14 protein-coding genes are annotated in these 15,681 nt (G+C 60.8%); 5 read left to right on the top strand and 9 right to left on the bottom strand.

What is annotated here, in order from left to right; all coding sequences use genetic code 11:
- Window positions 1-78: 78 nt before the first annotated feature.
- Both BLP99_RS12350 and BLP99_RS12355 read right to left on the bottom strand, forming a co-directional pair.
- On the bottom strand, window positions 79-450 hold the full coding sequence (locus BLP99_RS12350; protein WP_072395152.1) for a ribbon-helix-helix domain-containing protein: 372 nt from the start codon (window positions 448-450) through the stop codon (window positions 79-81).
- Between the two features lie 276 nt (window positions 451-726).
- Window positions 727-1,200, bottom strand: a complete 474-nt coding sequence (locus BLP99_RS12355) for a Dps family protein (RefSeq protein ID WP_024776472.1) — start codon at window positions 1,198-1,200, stop codon at window positions 727-729.
- 377 nt (window positions 1,201-1,577) lie between these two features.
- On the opposite strand from BLP99_RS12355, the gene BLP99_RS26705 reads away from it, so the two are divergent.
- Window positions 1,578-2,186, top strand: a complete 609-nt coding sequence (locus BLP99_RS26705) for a cold-shock protein (RefSeq protein ID WP_072431881.1) — start codon at window positions 1,578-1,580, stop codon at window positions 2,184-2,186.
- 70 nt (window positions 2,187-2,256) lie between these two features.
- Here BLP99_RS26705 and BLP99_RS12365 read toward each other — a convergent pair whose 3' ends face one another.
- Entirely contained in the window at window positions 2,257-2,463 is a 207-nt protein-coding gene (locus BLP99_RS12365) for a SlyX family protein (RefSeq protein ID WP_053146960.1), read from the bottom strand.
- A 3-nt stretch (window positions 2,464-2,466) separates the two neighbouring features.
- Window positions 2,467-2,892 carry an HIT domain-containing protein gene (locus BLP99_RS12370; RefSeq protein ID WP_072395459.1) on the bottom strand — a complete coding sequence of 142 codons (426 nt, stop codon included), beginning with the start codon at window positions 2,890-2,892 and terminating at the stop codon, window positions 2,467-2,469.
- Between the two features lie 878 nt (window positions 2,893-3,770).
- Between BLP99_RS12370 and BLP99_RS12375 the strand changes: the two genes are divergently transcribed.
- Complete coding sequence (locus BLP99_RS12375) at window positions 3,771-5,099, top strand: OprD family porin (protein WP_072395156.1); 1,329 nt, start codon at window positions 3,771-3,773, stop codon at window positions 5,097-5,099.
- A gap of 140 nt (window positions 5,100-5,239) precedes the next feature.
- Here the strand turns inward: BLP99_RS12375 and BLP99_RS12380 are convergent, their stop codons facing one another.
- Complete coding sequence (locus BLP99_RS12380) at window positions 5,240-6,082, bottom strand: mechanosensitive ion channel family protein (protein ID WP_072395158.1); 843 nt, start codon at window positions 6,080-6,082, stop codon at window positions 5,240-5,242.
- A gap of 71 nt (window positions 6,083-6,153) precedes the next feature.
- On the bottom strand, window positions 6,154-6,639 hold the full coding sequence (locus BLP99_RS12385; RefSeq protein ID WP_072395160.1) for a YajQ family cyclic di-GMP-binding protein: 486 nt from the start codon (window positions 6,637-6,639) through the stop codon (window positions 6,154-6,156).
- A 142-nt stretch (window positions 6,640-6,781) separates the two neighbouring features.
- On the opposite strand from BLP99_RS12385, the gene BLP99_RS12390 reads away from it, so the two are divergent.
- The 3 genes from BLP99_RS12390 to BLP99_RS12400 are packed head-to-tail and all read left to right on the top strand — an operon-like array spanning window position 6,782 to window position 10,365.
- Window positions 6,782-7,699, top strand: coding sequence for a putative 2-dehydropantoate 2-reductase (locus tag BLP99_RS12390; protein ID WP_092180394.1), 918 nt, complete (start codon window positions 6,782-6,784; stop codon window positions 7,697-7,699).
- Window positions 7,700-7,744: 45 nt separating this feature from the next.
- Window positions 7,745-9,781, top strand: a complete 2,037-nt coding sequence (locus BLP99_RS12395; RefSeq protein ID WP_092180396.1) for a sensor histidine kinase — start codon at window positions 7,745-7,747, stop codon at window positions 9,779-9,781.
- Between the two features lie 2 nt (window positions 9,782-9,783).
- Window positions 9,784-10,365 (top strand): cob(I)yrinic acid a,c-diamide adenosyltransferase, encoded by a 582-nt coding sequence (locus tag BLP99_RS12400; protein ID WP_072395166.1) that lies wholly within the window; start codon window positions 9,784-9,786, stop codon window positions 10,363-10,365.
- Between the two features lie 62 nt (window positions 10,366-10,427).
- Here the strand turns inward: BLP99_RS12400 and BLP99_RS12405 are convergent, their stop codons facing one another.
- From BLP99_RS12405 to secA, 3 genes are all read right to left on the bottom strand, one after another.
- Window positions 10,428-11,372 (bottom strand): Nudix family hydrolase, encoded by a 945-nt coding sequence (locus BLP99_RS12405; RefSeq protein ID WP_072431884.1) that lies wholly within the window; start codon window positions 11,370-11,372, stop codon window positions 10,428-10,430.
- A 184-nt stretch (window positions 11,373-11,556) separates the two neighbouring features.
- A complete protein-coding gene (gene argJ, locus BLP99_RS12410; protein ID WP_072395170.1) occupies window positions 11,557-12,774 on the bottom strand; it encodes a bifunctional glutamate N-acetyltransferase/amino-acid acetyltransferase ArgJ in 1,218 nt (405 codons plus the stop codon).
- 114 nt (window positions 12,775-12,888) lie between these two features.
- Window positions 12,889-15,630: a preprotein translocase subunit SecA gene (secA, locus tag BLP99_RS12415; protein WP_092180398.1), complete on the bottom strand. Its 2,742-nt coding sequence runs from the start codon at window positions 15,628-15,630 to the stop codon at window positions 12,889-12,891.
- Window positions 15,631-15,681 lie beyond the last annotated feature (51 nt).

Genomic DNA, 15,681 nt, shown 5'->3' on the forward strand with positions numbered 1-15,681 from the left:
GGGACCGTTCCCGACTCGTTTTCCCGGAAAGGGCAAACGAATCGGGAACACCCCGGGAGCATCCACCTGCGGTCCCGCTCAATCACCACCACGCGGCGTACCACGCCAGTGGCGTTCCACAACTTCCATGCCGGCCTCCTTCAGGCTATGCACCACGCAGACCACACGCACCAGCCCGCTGAAGTTGCGCACCCCGCCATGGCGCAGGTGCACCTCCCTGTCCACATGGGACAACAGGGTGCTGATGGAACAATTGTTGAGCTGCGCCATGTCGCCGAGGATGTCCCAGTAGACCTGTTCCAGCCGCAGGCAGGTGGCGAACCCGTTCAGGCGGATGGAGCGGGACAGGGGCCGGGCCAACTGCATGTCGAACCCACTGACGAACGGGTCCACGGGGATGACCTGATAGCGCCCCTGCGCACCCTCCCTGGCTTCTTTTCCTTGAATCATACCGTTGACACTCCTTTGCCATACGAACCTCTCAGTCAGGACAACCAATCTGTGACCCCATGGAAGCTCAACGGGGGTGCCCAGATCCAGATGACTTTATGACCATCAACGTAGGACAAGCCAACAGCAAGCCGGCGACGAATTACGCCGTCCTACACACGATGGGTTATCCCAGAGGAAGCCTGTGGACTGATCGAAAAGGCCGATACAAAGAGCAGCAACGGTAACCCCAAACGGACGGCGATGTCGGGCAACACATCACCGCCCGCCCCGGCCTTACCGTTCGTCCAGCAGTGAACGCAGCATCCAGGCGGTCTTTTCGTGCACCTGCATGCGCTGGGTCAGCAGATCGGCGGTGGGCTCGTCGCTGACCTTGTCCAGCAGCGGGAAAATACCACGCGCCGTGCGTGTCACCGCCTCCTGGCCATCCACCAGTTGCCGGATCATGTCCTCGGCACTGGGCACACCCTCTTCCTCCTTGATGGAGGACAGGCGCGCATACACCGAGTAGGCACCCGGCGCGGGAAAGCCAAGGGCACGGATGCGCTCGGCGATCAGATCCACCGCGAGCGCCAGCTCGTTGTACTGCTCCTCGAACATCAGGTGCAGGGTCCGGAACATGGGACCGGTGACATTCCAGTGGAAATTGTGGGTCTTGAGGTACAACACATAGGTGTCCGACAGCAGACGTGACAGCCCATCGACGATGGACTTGCGATCTTCTTCACTGATACCGATATCTATTGCCATGTTGGTGGGTCTCCTGACGGTGATGAATTCAACGGCGGTCCTTTCACTCTAGCGGGTGTTACCGCTCGCACCCTGCGACAAATCGCCTGCACTCCCTGAACTGACAAGGCAGGGCGCCAGGAAATTCAACGCCCTTTGGTGAAGACCTTCAAGGACCCGCCCGGTTTTCCCGCCGACGAACAGCGCGGCACTCGCCCGTAACCCGTTTGAGAAGGCCCGGGCTTTACTGTTAAATAGACAGTGTGTCGCTACGCTTATTTTCCGGGCGTGGCGCATAGGCTGATTCGAGTACGTGTCCAACGCCTCTCATCGTTCCGAAGCGAACCGTCCTCGAGCAGCTCTTCCTTGTGATCTGTCTTAACCGTGAGCCAATCAAAATGTTGAAAATCGTCCACTTGCTAATGGGCGCAGCTGCCCTGCTGCTGTCCTTCATCCCTAGCCTGGGTTCCGAAGCCACACCTTACCTGCAACATCCCGATGCGCTGTACCTGGCCTTTTTCGGCCTGCTCAACCTGATCCTCGCGCCTGTCATCCCTTACTGGCACAAAGGTCCACGTCATCAACTGCAAAACCTGGTCAGCGCACTGCTGGTCCTGGCCGTTGCCCTGCAAACCCTCAGCCTGCTGGCTCCCCTGCCGGAAATCGCCGGTCATCCGGCCGTTCTGTTCAGCCTGACCGCTGCGCTGCTCGCCGTAGCCCTGCACCTGGCCGTCAGCTTCTACAACAAGAAGTCCTCGCCGGCCGCGGCACCGCAGAACTACGACATGTCCAACCGTGATACCGGCACGGTGAAATGGTTCAACACCTCCAAGGGGTTCGGCTTCATCTCCCGCGACTCCGGCGATGATATCTTCGTGCACTTCCGAGCCATTCGTGGCGAAGGCCACCGTGTACTGGTCGAAGGCCAGCGGGTGGAGTTCTCCGTGATGCACCGCGACAAGGGCCTGCAGGCCGAAGATGTGATCGCAGCGCTACCGCGCCGCTGACTTCAGCGTAAAAAAACCGCGATGCAGCCAGGCTGCTCGCGGTTTTTTTATGGCCTGCCGTACGGGCGTATCAATAGTGGGGAGGCGGCGCCTCTTCTTCGACGGACTCGAATTGCCCGGCCATTTCCTCCTGTCGCTTGAGCAAGGCCGCCATTTGCAACTGCAGCCGCTCGACCACCCGCTGCTGCTCCACCAACACATCGTTCAATGCCTGGATGGTGTCATCCTGAAACGCCAGGCGCGTTTCCAGATCGGTCACACGCTCTTCAAGATTCATGGTTCAGCCCTCCATAAACTTGAAATCATCGGTCAAGGCTACCCGCAAGCGCTCACGAATAGCCCTTACCTGTTCTGCAGTATAGGGCCGGGCCGGGTGTTTGCCCCAGACCGGTGCCGGCCAGGCCGCATCGTCCTGTTTTCGCACGATGACATGCATATGCAATTGACTGACGACATTACCCAGGGTCGCGACATTCAGTTTATCGGCATCAAAGCAATCCTTGAGGACTTCAGCCAGCATCGTGGTCTCTTTCCATAACCGATGTTGATCCGTGTCATCCAACTGAAACAATTCACTGATATTTTCCCGTCGCGGCACGAGGATGAACCACGGGTAATTCGAATCGTTGGACAAGAGCAGCCGACACAGTGGGAAATCGCCAATGGGCAACGTGTCTTGTTGCAGTCGTGGATCTAAGGCAAACACTGCGGTACTCCTCGTTCGTGATGAAAACAGCCGGTTCAAGCCATCCAGGGGCATGACTCGGACATAGACCGGCAGCATACTCGCGAATGACTGAACGTTCACGGCGTGACATCCATAGTTGGACGCCCACGTCATTTTTCAGAGCAGATCGACCCCGAGCCGGAACCGATCGCACCAACACAGCGCACCCGAATACAGAAACGGGCAGGAGGAGCGCGTCGGAAAACGGCGGTAGATCGGGCCCCAGTGTTTTTCTCGAAGTTTTTTGCACCAAAACCGCACAATGCGTCTACGCTCAGAGCACGTAACATCCGGGATTTACTCACTCGACAGGGTGAACCGGTAACGTTTTTGGTTGTCTCGCGGCATTTCCATGCTTCAAACACGAGAGCGCCCCGACAGTCAACCCTATTTAAAACAAGGCCTTTGGAGCCCGGTTTCATGAGGTTTCACCGCACCCGAAGGCAGAATGTGAAAAAAACGTGAACGAAAATTCGAATTTGTGCATGCTTGTTGCATTCATTCTGACATCGCCTACAGGGCACCGCCGGACGCGAAACCTGCAGGCCTATAAATAAAGTGGCAAGGTTGCCCTCAGGGAGCTTCAGGCGCAGTAATAAAGGACTCTTTACACCGACGCTGAAAAAAAATAAGCAGCATTCAAGTTGCAAGTCCGATTGCGTCGGAACAGCCTCATTGCGACATGGATCGAGCCATTGGCGACATGGTCGTAAAGAAGCTGCAAGGTTGAATGGGCAAGTATCGCCAATAGGGTCAGCGTGATATAAGTTTGCGCCGACACAAAAAAGAAAGAGCCGCCCAGATAAAAAAACAGGTGGGACGGCAGTACTCTTCTAAAACCAAAGGAGCAAATCACGATGCGCGTGATGAAGTGGAGCATGATCGCACTGGCCGTTGCTGCAGCAGCCAGTACACAAATGGCTACGGCCGCACCGTTCGTAAGTGACCAGGCTGAAGCCAAGGGCTTTGTTGAAGACGCCAAGCTCGATTTACTGCTGCGCAACTATTACTTCAACCGCGATCGGAAAGATGGTGCAACCGATCAGAAAGACTGGACCCAAGGTATCTGGGGCAACTTCAGCTCCGGTTACACCCAGGGTACTGTAGGTGTCGGCGTTGATGCGTTCGGTTACCTGGCACTCAAGCTGGACGGCGGCGACGGTACTGGCGGCACAGGCAACATGAGCCGCGACGCCGATGGCGAAGTCAACGACAGCCAAGGTAAAGCCGGCGCGGCCATCAAGTTCCGTGTTTCCAAAACCGAGCTGAAAGTCGGCGACATGCAGCCAAGCACTGCTCCAGTGTTTGCAATTGGCGGCTCCCGCGTCCTGCCTCAAACTGCCAGCGGTTTCCAACTGCAGAGCAGCGAAGTCAAGAATCTTGACCTCGAAGCCGGTCACTTCTATTCGGGCACCAGCCAGGACCGTAACGCTCGCGACGGCGGCCTGTGGGCGACCTACGCCGGCGTCGAAGCCAACACCATCGACTACGCTGGTGGCAAATACGCGTTCACTGACAACCTGAGCGCATCGGTCTACGGCGCCAAGCTGGAAGACATCTGGAACCAGTACTACGGTAACCTGAACTACACCATTCCAATGGGTGGCGATCAGTCCCTGAACCTGGACGGTAACATCTACCGCACCACCGACGCAGGTAGCGCCAAAGCCGGCGACATCAGCAACACCGCCTTCTCCCTGGCTGCTGCTTACTCGTTCCTGAAAGCACACACCGTTACGGTCGCCTTCCAGAAGATCAACGGTGATACTCCGTTCGACTACATCGGCGTGGGTACCAACAACCGCGGCGGCGACTCGATCTTCCTCGCCAACTCCATCCAGTACTCCGACTTCAACGGTCCTAACGAGAAATCTGCCCAGATCCGTTACGACCTGAAGATGGCCGAGTATGGCGTTCCTGGTCTGAGCTTCATGACCCGTTACGTGAAAGGCTGGGACATCGACGGCACCAACACTCCAACTGGCAGCGCCTACGCTGGTCTGTATGGCGAAGACGGCAAGCACAACGAAACCAACCTGGAAGCCAAGTACGTTGTTCAGTCTGGCCCAGCCAAGGATCTCTCCTTCCGCGTTCGTCAAGCCTGGCACCACGCCAACGCCGACGAAGGTGAAGGCGATATCAAAGAGTTCCGCCTGATCGTCGACTACCCGATTTCGGTTCTGTAATTGCCGAAAGTCTGTTCGCGGTAATCAAAAAAGAGGCCCATCTTCGGATGGGCCTTTTTTATTGCTTATATCCAGGGCACTTACCAACGAGTCACTCAAACGGAAGCATCGTTGGCAAGCCAGCCTACCTTCAGGAAAATCTACGCCTGCGCGCCTTCCTGAACCACCCGGATCACCCGCTGTGGGAACGGAATATCGATGCCCGCATCCTTCAGACGATCCCGGGCCTGCTCATTGAGCATGAACATCACGTTCCAGTAGTCCGCGGTCTTGACCCAAATCCGCAACGACACGGTGATGGAACTGTCACCCAGGGTGGAAATCACCGCTTCAGGCGCCGGATCGCTCAGCACGCGTTCATCCTTGGCCAGCTCCAGCAATACTTCCCGAGCCTTTTGCAGATCAGCCTGGTAGTCCACGCCGACATCGAACACGACCTTGCGGGTCGGCTGACGGTTGGTGTTGGTGATGATGCCGTTAGACAGGTTGCCGTTGGGCACGATCACCGTCTTGTTGTCACCGGTACGCAGCACGGTGTGGAAGATCTGGATGCTGTCGACCGTACCGGCGACGCCCTGGGCCTCGATCCAGTCGCCAATGCGAAACGGACGGAACAGCAGGATCAGCACGCCACCGGCGAAGTTCGCCAGGCTGCCCTGCAATGCCAGGCCAATCGCCAGGCTCGCGGCACCGATGGCGGCGACGAACGAGGTGGTTTCCACACCGATCATCGAAGCGACGCTGATGGCCAGCAGTATCTTCAGGATGATGTTCGCCAGGGTACTGATGAACCCCTGCAGTGCCAGGTCAGCATTACGCAGGGCCAGCAGCGCACCGAGTTTCTGCGTGACCTTGTTGATCAGCCACCAGCCTATGGCCAGGGTCACGATCGCCAGCAGCACGCGGCTGCCGTACTCCATGATCATCGGAATCCAGGCCTGGGAAGCCTTGATCAAGTGGTCCACTTCTGCGTTCAAGTCCATCGTGTTCTCCTTTTTCCCGTTCGTGGCGAGGGGACAAGCGCCCTCGCCACCGTCATGCGAACAACCTGATATCAGTCGCGGAAGTTGTTGAATTGCAGCGGCATGTCGAATGACTTGGCGCGCAGGGCCGCGATGGCTTCCTGCAAGTCGTCACGCTTCTTGCCGGTCACGCGCACCTGCTCGCCCTGGATGGCGGCCTGCACCTTGAGCTTGGCGTCCTTGATATGGGCGACAATCTTCTTCGCCAGCTCCTTGTCGATGCCTTCCTTGAGCACGGCCTCCTGCTTCATCAGCTTGCCCGAAGCGTAGGCGTCCTTGACCTCCAGGCACTGCACATCGATCTTGCGCTTGACCAGCGCAAGCTTGAGGATCTCGATCATCGCCTCGAGCTGGAAGTCGGCTTCGGCGGTAAGGTTGACGGTCAGTTCCTTTTCCTTGAACTCGAAGCTGCCCTTGCCCTTGAGGTCATAACGACGGTCGAGTTCCTTGACGGCATTTTCAACCGCGTTGGTGACTTCATGTTTGTCGAGTTCGGATACCACGTCGAATGACGGCATGTAGTGTTCTCCAATAAAAAAGACGCGCCAGTAACGAAGGCGCGCGCTTGGCTTGTGGTTAAAATCGCGCTCATTATAACGAGTCTTTCCACCCCATACCGCGAGCCCCCAAGATGCCTGCGCCAAACCGAGTGAAAAACTGATGTCCACCACCTGGCATGTCCTGGGGGCCGGCAGTCTCGGCACATTATGGGCGACGCGCCTGGCCCGGGCCGGCCTGCCGGTGCGACTGATCCTGCGCAACGAAGAACGGTTGCAGGCATACCAGGCTGCCGGCGGCCTGACGCTGGTGGAGCAGGGCCATTCGCAGTGCTACAAGGTGGCGGGCGAAACGGCGAACAGTCCCGAACCGATCAAACGCCTGTTGCTGGCCTGCAAGGCCTATGACGCAGAGGCGGCCGTGGCCTCGGTGGCCCGGCGCCTCGGCGCCGACTCGGAGCTGATCCTGCTGCAGAACGGCCTCGGTAGCCAGGATGCGGTGGCGAACCGCGTTCCCCAGGCCCGCTGTATCAGCGCCTCCAGCACCGAGGGCGCCTTTCGCGATGGCGATTGGCGCGTGGTGTTCGCCGGTCACGGCTATACGTGGCTGGGTGACCCCGCCCACCCCGTGGCGCCGATCTGGCTGGATGACCTGAGCGCCGCCGGCATTCCCCACGAATGGAGCGCCGACATCCTCACCCGGCTCTGGCGCAAACTGGCGCTCAACTGTGCGATCAACCCGCTCACCGTGCTGCATCAATGCAGCAATGGCGGCTTGCAAGACCATCGCTGCGAAGTCGCGACCCTGTGCGCGGAACTCACCGATCTGCTCGAACGCTGCGGACAGCCGGCCGCTGCCGAGGATCTGCATTCGGAAGTCGAACGGGTGATCCAGGCCACCGCCGCCAACTACTCCTCCATGCACCAGGACGTAGCCCATCGGCGTCGCACCGAAATCAGCTACCTGCTCGGCCATGCCTGCAAGGTCGCCCAACGCCATGAGCTGGCAGTCCCGCACCTGGAGCAACTGCGCCAGCGGCTGATCGCTTACCTGGACAACCTCGGATTGCCCAGCGACTGAGCAGCGGCTACGCTGGCCTCGTGTTCCCTTTTTGCGACGAGTCTGATGCCATTGCGCCAGCGCCTTGAAAACCTGCCGGTCGGCCAGAAGCTGCTGGCCGCCCTGTTGGTGTTATTGACCACCGTCCTGCTGGTGGCCAACCTGACCTTTATCAGTGCCGCCTACTACATTTCCCAGGAGAGCATGGCCCCCCAGGCCCTGCAGACCATCGGCCGGCTGATCGCCAACCCGAGCCTGATCTCCGATGCCCTGAAATCGCCGCAAAACGCCAGGCGCCTGCTCGATGAGCTCAACAATTATGCGCCCCTGCGAGCGGCGGCCCTGTATGACGGCGACGGGGAGCGCCTGGCGCAGTTGCAGCAGGGCGAGAAGCTCAAGCTGCCAGAGCATTTCCGCACCATGCAGGCCTGGCAGGCTGGCGAATTCCGCAGCAACCAGGTCATCACCCTGCCCCGCCCCGGCCAGTCCCCGGGACACCTGCTACTGGTCGCCAGCAGCGAACTGCCCACCGCGTTCTACACCGGCACTCTGACGGCAAGCCTCGGCATCCTGATTTTCAGCGTGTTGCTGTGGCTCGTCATCGCCCAACAGATCAAGCGCCTGATCACCCAGCCGATTCATCAGCTCGAAGAACTGTCGCGCCAGGTCACTCGCGAGGAGAACTACTCCCTGCGGGCCGCCCGGGGCAACCACGATGAAATCGGCAGCCTGGCCGAAGCGTTCAACACCATGCTGTCACGCATCGAGGCCCGGGAGCAGCAACTCAAGCGCGCCCGGGACGACTCCCAGGCCGCCTATGACCAGGCCCAGGGCCTGGCGGAAGAAACCCGGCACACCAATCGCAAGCTGGAGCTGGAAGTCCAGGTTCGCAGCAAGATCGAGAAAAAGCTCACGGGCTTCCAGAACTACCTCAACAGCATCATCGACTCCATGCCGTCGGCACTGATCGCCCTGGATGAACAACTTTACGTGACCCAATGGAACCAGGAGGCCAGCGCCCTCTCCGGGACCCGGCTGGACGAAGCCCTGAACCAGCCGATCTTCCTCGCCTTCGAGCCCCTCAAGCCCTACCTGCCGCAACTCAAGCAGACGGTCGAACAGCATACGGTTGCCAAGATCGAACGCGTCACCTGGACCAAGGACGATGAAGCGCGGCACTACGCCCTGACCTTCTACCCGCTGATGGGTGGCGCCGGGCGAGGAGTGGTGATCCGGATCGATGACATCACCCAGCGCCTGTCGCTGGAAGAGATGATGGTGCAATCGGAAAAAATGCTCTCCGTTGGCGGCCTCGCCGCTGGCATGGCCCATGAGATCAACAACCCCCTGGGGGCGATCCTGCACAACGTGCAGAACATTCGCCGGCGCCTGTCGCCGGAACTGCCCAAGAATCTCGAACAGGCCGAACAACTGGGCATCGAGCTGCAGGTGGTCAACCGCTACCTCGAAGGGCGGGATATCCCGCAGCTGCTGGACGGCATCCAGCAGGCCGGTGCCCGGGCGGCGAAGATCGTCACCCACATGCTCAGTTTCAGCCGGCGCAGCACCCGGCAGATGGCACCCTGCGACCTGCCGGCGCTGATCGACCAGGCGGTGGAGATCGCCGGTAACGACTTCGACCTGGCAATCGGCTTCGACTTCAAGGGCCAGGCGATCATCCGCCAGTTCGACCCCAACCTGGGCCCGGTACCCGGCACCGCCAACGAACTCGAACAGGTACTGCTCAACCTGTTGAAGAATGCTGCCCAAGCGATCCACCAACGCCAGGACAACAGCGAACCGGGGCGCATCATCCTGCGCACCCGGCTCAATCCGCCCTGGGCGGAAATCCAGGTCGAGGACAACGGGATCGGCATGAGCGAAAACGTACGCAAACGTACCTTCGAGCCCTTCTTCACCACCAAGGAAGTCGGCCAGGGCACAGGCCTGGGCCTGTCCGTGTCGTATTTCATCATCACCAACAACCACAAGGGCCAGATGGAAGTGCAGTCGGCGCCAGGCCAGGGCACTTGCTTCACCCTGCGCCTGCCTTTGGCGGGCGCTTCGATGGCGCCGCAGGAAAACAAGCAATTGGAGCGTTGAACATGGGCTTTCGCCTGTCGAAGATTTACACCCGCACCGGCGACAAGGGTGAAACCGGGCTGGGAGACGGTCGCCGCGTGGCCAAGGACCATCCACGGATCGAGGCCATCGGCGAAGTGGATACGCTCAACAGCCAGTTGGGGTTATTGCTGGCCGGTCTCGCTGCTGAAACCTCGCGACACCCGCAGCTGGCAGGGGTGATCGAGGTACTGGCGCCTTGTCAGCACCGCTTGTTCGACCTGGGCGGTGAACTGGCCATGCCGGCCTACCAGGCCCTGAACATTGCGCAAATCCAGCGACTGGAAGCCGCGATCGACGAATGGAATGAGGAATTGGGGCCGCTGGAGAACTTCATCCTGCCCGGTGGCTCGACCCTGGTGGCCCAGGCCCATGTCTGCCGCAGCCTGGCACGTAGTGCCGAGCGTCGCTGCCAGCATTTGAACGCCGTGGAACCGTTGACCGGGCCAGGGCTGGCCTACATCAATCGGTTATCGGACCTGTTGTTCGTGGCAGCCAGGGTGATCGCCCGGCGCCAGGGGGTTGCCGAAGTGCTTTGGGAGGCGGCGGCCAAGCCTGGGGGCTGAATCGTTCTTGAGGCCGCCATCGCGAGCTTGCTCGCGATGGCGTCAGCAGCCACACCACAGAATCATGTCCCAGGCCAGAACGCCCGGATCCCCGCCACACCCTGCGCCCCGGCTGCCCAGGCTTGTTGCCGTTCGCCAGGGCCGACCCCACCCAACAGATAAACCGGCCGGTCGAAGCCCTCGATCAACCGCGCGGCCTCTTCCCATCCCAACGGCTGGGCCTCGGGATGGGTCTGGGTCGGTCGAACAGGCGAGAGCGTCACAAAATCCACGTCCATCTGCTGCGCCAGGGACAACTCCTCGGCGTTATGACAGGAGGCCGCCAGCCAGCGGTCCTTGCCGAACGGTCGACCCGCCGCCGCATGCTTGCGCAACTGTGCGGCAGTGATGTGCCAGCCAGCGGAAGGGAAATCCCCCAGCCATTCGAACGGCCCCTTGAGCATCAGTTGGGCCTTGCCGGCGCACAGCCCCGCCGCATCCACCGCCAGGTCGCGGTATTGCGGGTCATAGCCATTGGGGGCGCGTAGCTGGAGCAACCTGATCCCGCCGGCGATAGCCTTCTGCATGCCGCGCAGCAAGGCCGGTGTTTCGAGGCCTTCGGGCGTGATCAGGTATTCGCCCGGCAGACGCGCCGCCGCGACGATCGGCTGATTGGCCGCCGGAAACTCGTAATCCGACAACTCGCGGGCCGTGACCCAGGCCAACGGCTGCCCCTCGGCGCCATGGGGCTCGCCGGTAAACGCCGAAACCTCCCAGACATCCAGCAGAACCTGCTTGTCCGGGTAGTCGTGGCGCACCTTGATCAAGGGCCGGGCGGCACCGACGACAATGCCCAGCTCTTCGTGAAGTTCCCGGGCCAGGGCCGCTTCGACAGACTCATCAGCCTCGACCTTGCCTCCGGGAAACTCCCACAGGCCACCCTGGTGCTGGGTATCGGCCCGGCGGGCGATCAGGATTTTGCCGGCGGCGTCTCGAATGACGGCCGCGGCGACGTGGATTCGTTTCACCGTACTGTTTCCTCTTGGCCGGCGGGATGCGACTTTACAGTGCCGGCCATTGGTGGATGCCCTGGACATGGACCACAGACCAGCGGCTTCTTGCTATCTGCCATGCCGCTCTCGCAAGCACGAAGATCGCCTCGACGGCGGGAGCGAGCCACTCGCGGCAGGAGCGGCTCGACCCCAGCCCTTGTCAGGTCCGATATTCGGCGTTGATCTTCACGTATTCGTGGGACAGGTCGGTGGTCCAGATGGTTTCACTGCACTCGCCACGTCCCAGTTCGATACGGATGGTGATTTCTTCCTGCTGCATCACCGCCGCCCCCTGGGCCTCGGTGTAGGTGGCGGCACGGGCACCCTGGCTGGCGATGCAGACGTCACCCAGGAACACGTCGATCTTGCTCACGTCCAGGTCCGGCACGCCGGCACGCCCGACAGCCGCGAGGATCCGGCCCCAGTTCGGGTCGGAGGCGAACAGCGCAGTCTTGATCAGCGGCGAATGCGCCACGGTGTAGCCGACGTCCAGGCATTCCTGGTGGTTGCCACCGCCGTTGACCTGTACGGTCACGAACTTGGTCGCGCCTTCACCGTCGCGCACGATGGCCTGGGCCACTTCCATGCATACCTCGAACACGGCCTGCTTCAGGGCCGTGAACAGTGGGCCGCTGGCTTCGGTGATTTCTGGCAGGTTGGCCTTGCCGGTGGCGATCAGCATGCAGCAGTCGTTGGTGGAGGTATCACCGTCGATGGTGATGCGGTTGAACGACTTGTTGGCGCCATCGAGCATCAGGTCCTGCAGTACCTGGCGGGACACCTTGGCGTCGGTGGCGATGTAGCCGAGCATGGTCGCCATGTTCGGGCGGATCATGCCCGCCCCCTTGCTGATGCCCGTGACGGTAACGGTCACGCCATCGTGCTGGAACTGGCGGCTCGCACCCTTGGGCAGGGTGTCGGTGGTCATGATGCCGGTGGCGGCGGCAGCCCAGTTGTTTTCCGACAGGTCATCGAGGGCCGCCTGCAACGCGCCTTCGATTTTTTCTACCGGCAGCGGCTCGCCGATCACACCGGTGGAGTACGGCAGCACCTGGGCAGCGTCGACGCCGGTCAGTTCGGCGAGCCTGGCGCAGGTACGCTCGGCGGCGGCCAGGCCCGGCGCGCCGGTACCGGCGTTGGCGTTACCGGTATTGGTCAACAGATAACGCACCGGCCCTTGCACGCGCTGCCTGGCCAGGATGACCGGAGCGGCACAGAAGGCGTTGAGGGTGAAGACGCCGGCCACCGTCGAGCCTTCGGCGCAACGCATGACCACCACGTCCTTGCGCCCCGGACGCTTGATGCCCGCCGAGGCGATACCGAGTTCGAAACCGGCGACCGGGTGCAACGTTGGCAACGGACCAAGACCAACAGCCATGAATGCGCTCCTTAAAAAATGTAAATCAGCACCGCCCCCAGCGGAGCGATGGATCAAATGGCAAAACGCCGCGATGGTGAGTCGCGGCGCGGGTGGTTCAGCGTTGAGACGGGGTTACTGGATCTGCCCGTGGCAATGCTTGTATTTCTTGCCCGAACCGCAGTAGCACAGCTCGTTACGGCCCAGTTTCTGCTCGTTGCGTACCGGCGCGGTCGCTACCGCGACGTCCACGTCGACACCTTCTTCATGGGCCTGGGTCGCGCCCAGTCCCGGTGCCTCGGCATGCTCGAACTGCATGCGCGCGGCCAGAGCCTCGGCTTCCTGACGCAGACGGGCCTCTTCCTCGGCCGGGTCTTCGCGGCGAACCTGGACGTGGGACAGCACACGGATCGAATCGCGCTTGATGGAATCCAGCAGTTCGGAGAACAGCGTGTAGGACTCGCGCTTGTACTCCTGCTTGGGGTTCTTCTGGGCATAACCACGCAGGTGGATACCGTGACGCAGGTGATCCATGGTGGACAGGTGATCTTTCCAGAGATCGTCCAGCACCCGCAGCACGATCTGCTTCTCGAAGGAACGCAGTGCTTCGGCGCCCGCCTGGTCTTCCTTCTCGTTGTACGCGGCGATCAGTTCGGCCAGCAGTTTCTCGCGCAGGGTCTCTTCGTACAGGTGGTCGTCTTCGTCGAGCCACTGCTGGATCGGCAGCGACACGCCGAAGTCGCTGCGCAAGGCCGCTTCGAGGCCGGCGATGTCCCACTGCTCGGGCAACGACTGCGGTGGAATGTGCGCACTGACGGTGGCGTTGAGCACTTCCTGGCGGAAATCGGCGATGGTTTCACCGATGTCGTCGGCCGCCAACAAGCTGTTGCGCATGTGATAGATCACTTTACGCTGTTCGTTGTTGACGTCGTCGAACTCCAGCAGTTGCTTGCGGATATCGAAGTTGCGGCCTTCGACCTTGCGCTGCGCTTTCTCGATGGCATTGGTCACCATGCGGTGCTCGATCGCCTCGCCGGGTTGCATGCCCAAGGCTTTCATGAAGTTCTTCACCCGGTCGGAGGCGAAGATGCGCATCAGGCTGTCTTCCAGCGACAGGTAGAAACGGCTGGAACCGGCGTCGCCCTGGCGACCGGCACGGCCACGCAGCTGGTTGTCGATACGGCGCGACTCGTGACGCTCGGAGGCGATCACCTGCAGACCACCGGACTCCAGCACCTGCTGGTGACGCTTCTGCCAGTCGGCCTTGATCTGCGCGATCTGCTCGGGGGTCGGGTTTTCCAGGGAAGCCACTTCCACTTCCCAGTTGCCGCCCAGCAGGATGTCGGTACCCCGGCCGGCCATGTTGGTGGCAATGGTCAGCGCCCCCGGGCGACCGGCCTGGGCGATGATCTCGGCTTCCTTCTCGTGGAACTTGGCGTTGAGGACCTTGTGCTCGATGCCTTCCTTGGTCAACAAGGCAGACATGTGCTCGGAAGTCTCGATGGTGGCGGTACCCACCAGGATCGGACGGCCCTGGGCCATGCCTTCCTTGATGTCATTGATGATCGCCGCGTATTTCTCCTCGGCGGTCAGGAACACCAGGTCGTTGTAGTCTTTACGCGCCAGGGGCTTGTTGGTCGGGATCACCACCACTTGCAGGCCGTAGATCTGATGGAACTCGAAGGCCTCGGTGTCGGCGGTACCGGTCATGCCGGACAGCTTGTTGTACAAGCGGAAATAGTTCTGGAAGGTGGTCGAGGCCAGCGTCTGGCTCTCGGCCTGGATGTTCAGGCCTTCCTTGGCTTCGATGGCCTGGTGCAGGCCCTCGGACAAGCGACGGCCCGGCATGGTACGGCCGGTGTGCTCGTCCACCAGCACGACCTGGCCGTCCTGGACGATGTATTCGACGTTGCGATGGAACAGCTTGTGGGCACGCAGGCCGGCGTAGACGTGGGTCAGCAGGCCCAGGTTATGGGCCGAGTACAGGCTCTCGCCTTCGGCCAGCAGGCCGACACGGGTGAGCATTTCCTCGATGAACTGGTGACCGGCTTCGTTGAGTTCGACCTGGCGGGTCTTCTCGTCGACCGTGTAGTGACCGGCCTGGGTCACTTCGCCCTCGACTTCCTCGACGTGCAACTTGAGCTGCGGGATCAGTTTGTTGATCTCGGTATACAGCTTCGAGCTGTCCTCGGCCTGGCCGGAAATGATCAGGGGCGTACGGGCTTCGTCGATGAGGATGGAGTCGACTTCGTCGATCACGGCGAAATTGAGTTCACGCTGGAATTTTTCATCCAGGCTGAACGCCATGTTGTCGCGCAGGTAGTCGAAACCGAATTCGTTGTTGGTGCCGTAGGTGATATCGGCGGCGTAGGAAGCGCGCTTCTCTTCCGGCGGCTGGAACGGCGTGACCACGCCGACGCTCAGCCCGAGGAATTCATAAAGCGGGCGCATCCAGTTGGCGTCGCGGCGGGCCAGGTAGTCGTTGACCGTCACCACATGCACGCCCTTGCCGGACAGCGCGTTGAGGTAGACCGCCAGGGTCGCCACGAGGGTCTTGCCCTCGCCGGTGCGCATTTCGGCGATCTTGCCTTCGTGCAAGGTCATGCCGCCAATCAATTGGACGTCGAAGTGACGCATGCCCATGACCCGCTTGCCGGCTTCGCGAGCGACCGCGAAGGCTTCGGGCAGGAGCTGGTCGAGGGTTTCCCCCTTGGCGATGCGGTCCTTGAATTCGGCAGTCTTGGCGCGTAACTGATCGTCCGAAAGGGCCACCATCTGCTCTTCGAAGGCATTGACGATCTGTACCGTCTTGAGCATGCGCTTGACTTCACGCTCGTTCTTGCTTCCAAAGAGTTTCTTTAACAAAGGCGCAAACATATCGGCAGGATCTTCCACACTAAAGGGATGGAGGGCGGCCCCGTGAGTCGC

This window comes from Pseudomonas sp. NFACC32-1, from assembly GCF_900101215.1.
GTDB lineage: Bacteria > Pseudomonadota > Gammaproteobacteria > Pseudomonadales > Pseudomonadaceae > Aquipseudomonas.

Excerpts from the sequence above, each read along its gene's own strand:
- BLP99_RS12385 (WP_072395160.1), bottom strand. The coding sequence starts at position 6,639 with ATGCCGTCATTCGACGTGGTATCCGAACTCGACAAACATGAAGTCACC.
- BLP99_RS12380 (WP_072395158.1), bottom strand. The coding sequence starts at position 6,082 with ATGGACTTGAACGCAGAAGTGGACCACTTGATCAAGGCTTCCCAGGCC.
- BLP99_RS12395 (WP_092180396.1), top strand. The coding sequence starts at position 7,745 with ATGCCATTGCGCCAGCGCCTTGAAAACCTGCCGGTCGGCCAGAAGCTG.
- BLP99_RS26705 (WP_072431881.1), top strand. The coding sequence starts at position 1,578 with ATGTTGAAAATCGTCCACTTGCTAATGGGCGCAGCTGCCCTGCTGCTG.
- BLP99_RS12390 (WP_092180394.1), top strand. The coding sequence starts at position 6,782 with ATGTCCACCACCTGGCATGTCCTGGGGGCCGGCAGTCTCGGCACATTA.
- argJ (WP_072395170.1), bottom strand. The coding sequence starts at position 12,774 with ATGGCTGTTGGTCTTGGTCCGTTGCCAACGTTGCACCCGGTCGCCGGT.
- BLP99_RS12400 (WP_072395166.1), top strand. The coding sequence starts at position 9,784 with ATGGGCTTTCGCCTGTCGAAGATTTACACCCGCACCGGCGACAAGGGT.
- BLP99_RS12375 (WP_072395156.1), top strand. The coding sequence starts at position 3,771 with ATGCGCGTGATGAAGTGGAGCATGATCGCACTGGCCGTTGCTGCAGCA.
- BLP99_RS12355 (WP_024776472.1), bottom strand. The coding sequence starts at position 1,200 with ATGGCAATAGATATCGGTATCAGTGAAGAAGATCGCAAGTCCATCGTC.
- BLP99_RS12365 (WP_053146960.1), bottom strand. The coding sequence starts at position 2,463 with ATGAATCTTGAAGAGCGTGTGACCGATCTGGAAACGCGCCTGGCGTTT.
- BLP99_RS12350 (WP_072395152.1), bottom strand. The coding sequence starts at position 450 with ATGATTCAAGGAAAAGAAGCCAGGGAGGGTGCGCAGGGGCGCTATCAG.
- secA (WP_092180398.1), bottom strand. The coding sequence starts at position 15,630 with ATGTTTGCGCCTTTGTTAAAGAAACTCTTTGGAAGCAAGAACGAGCGT.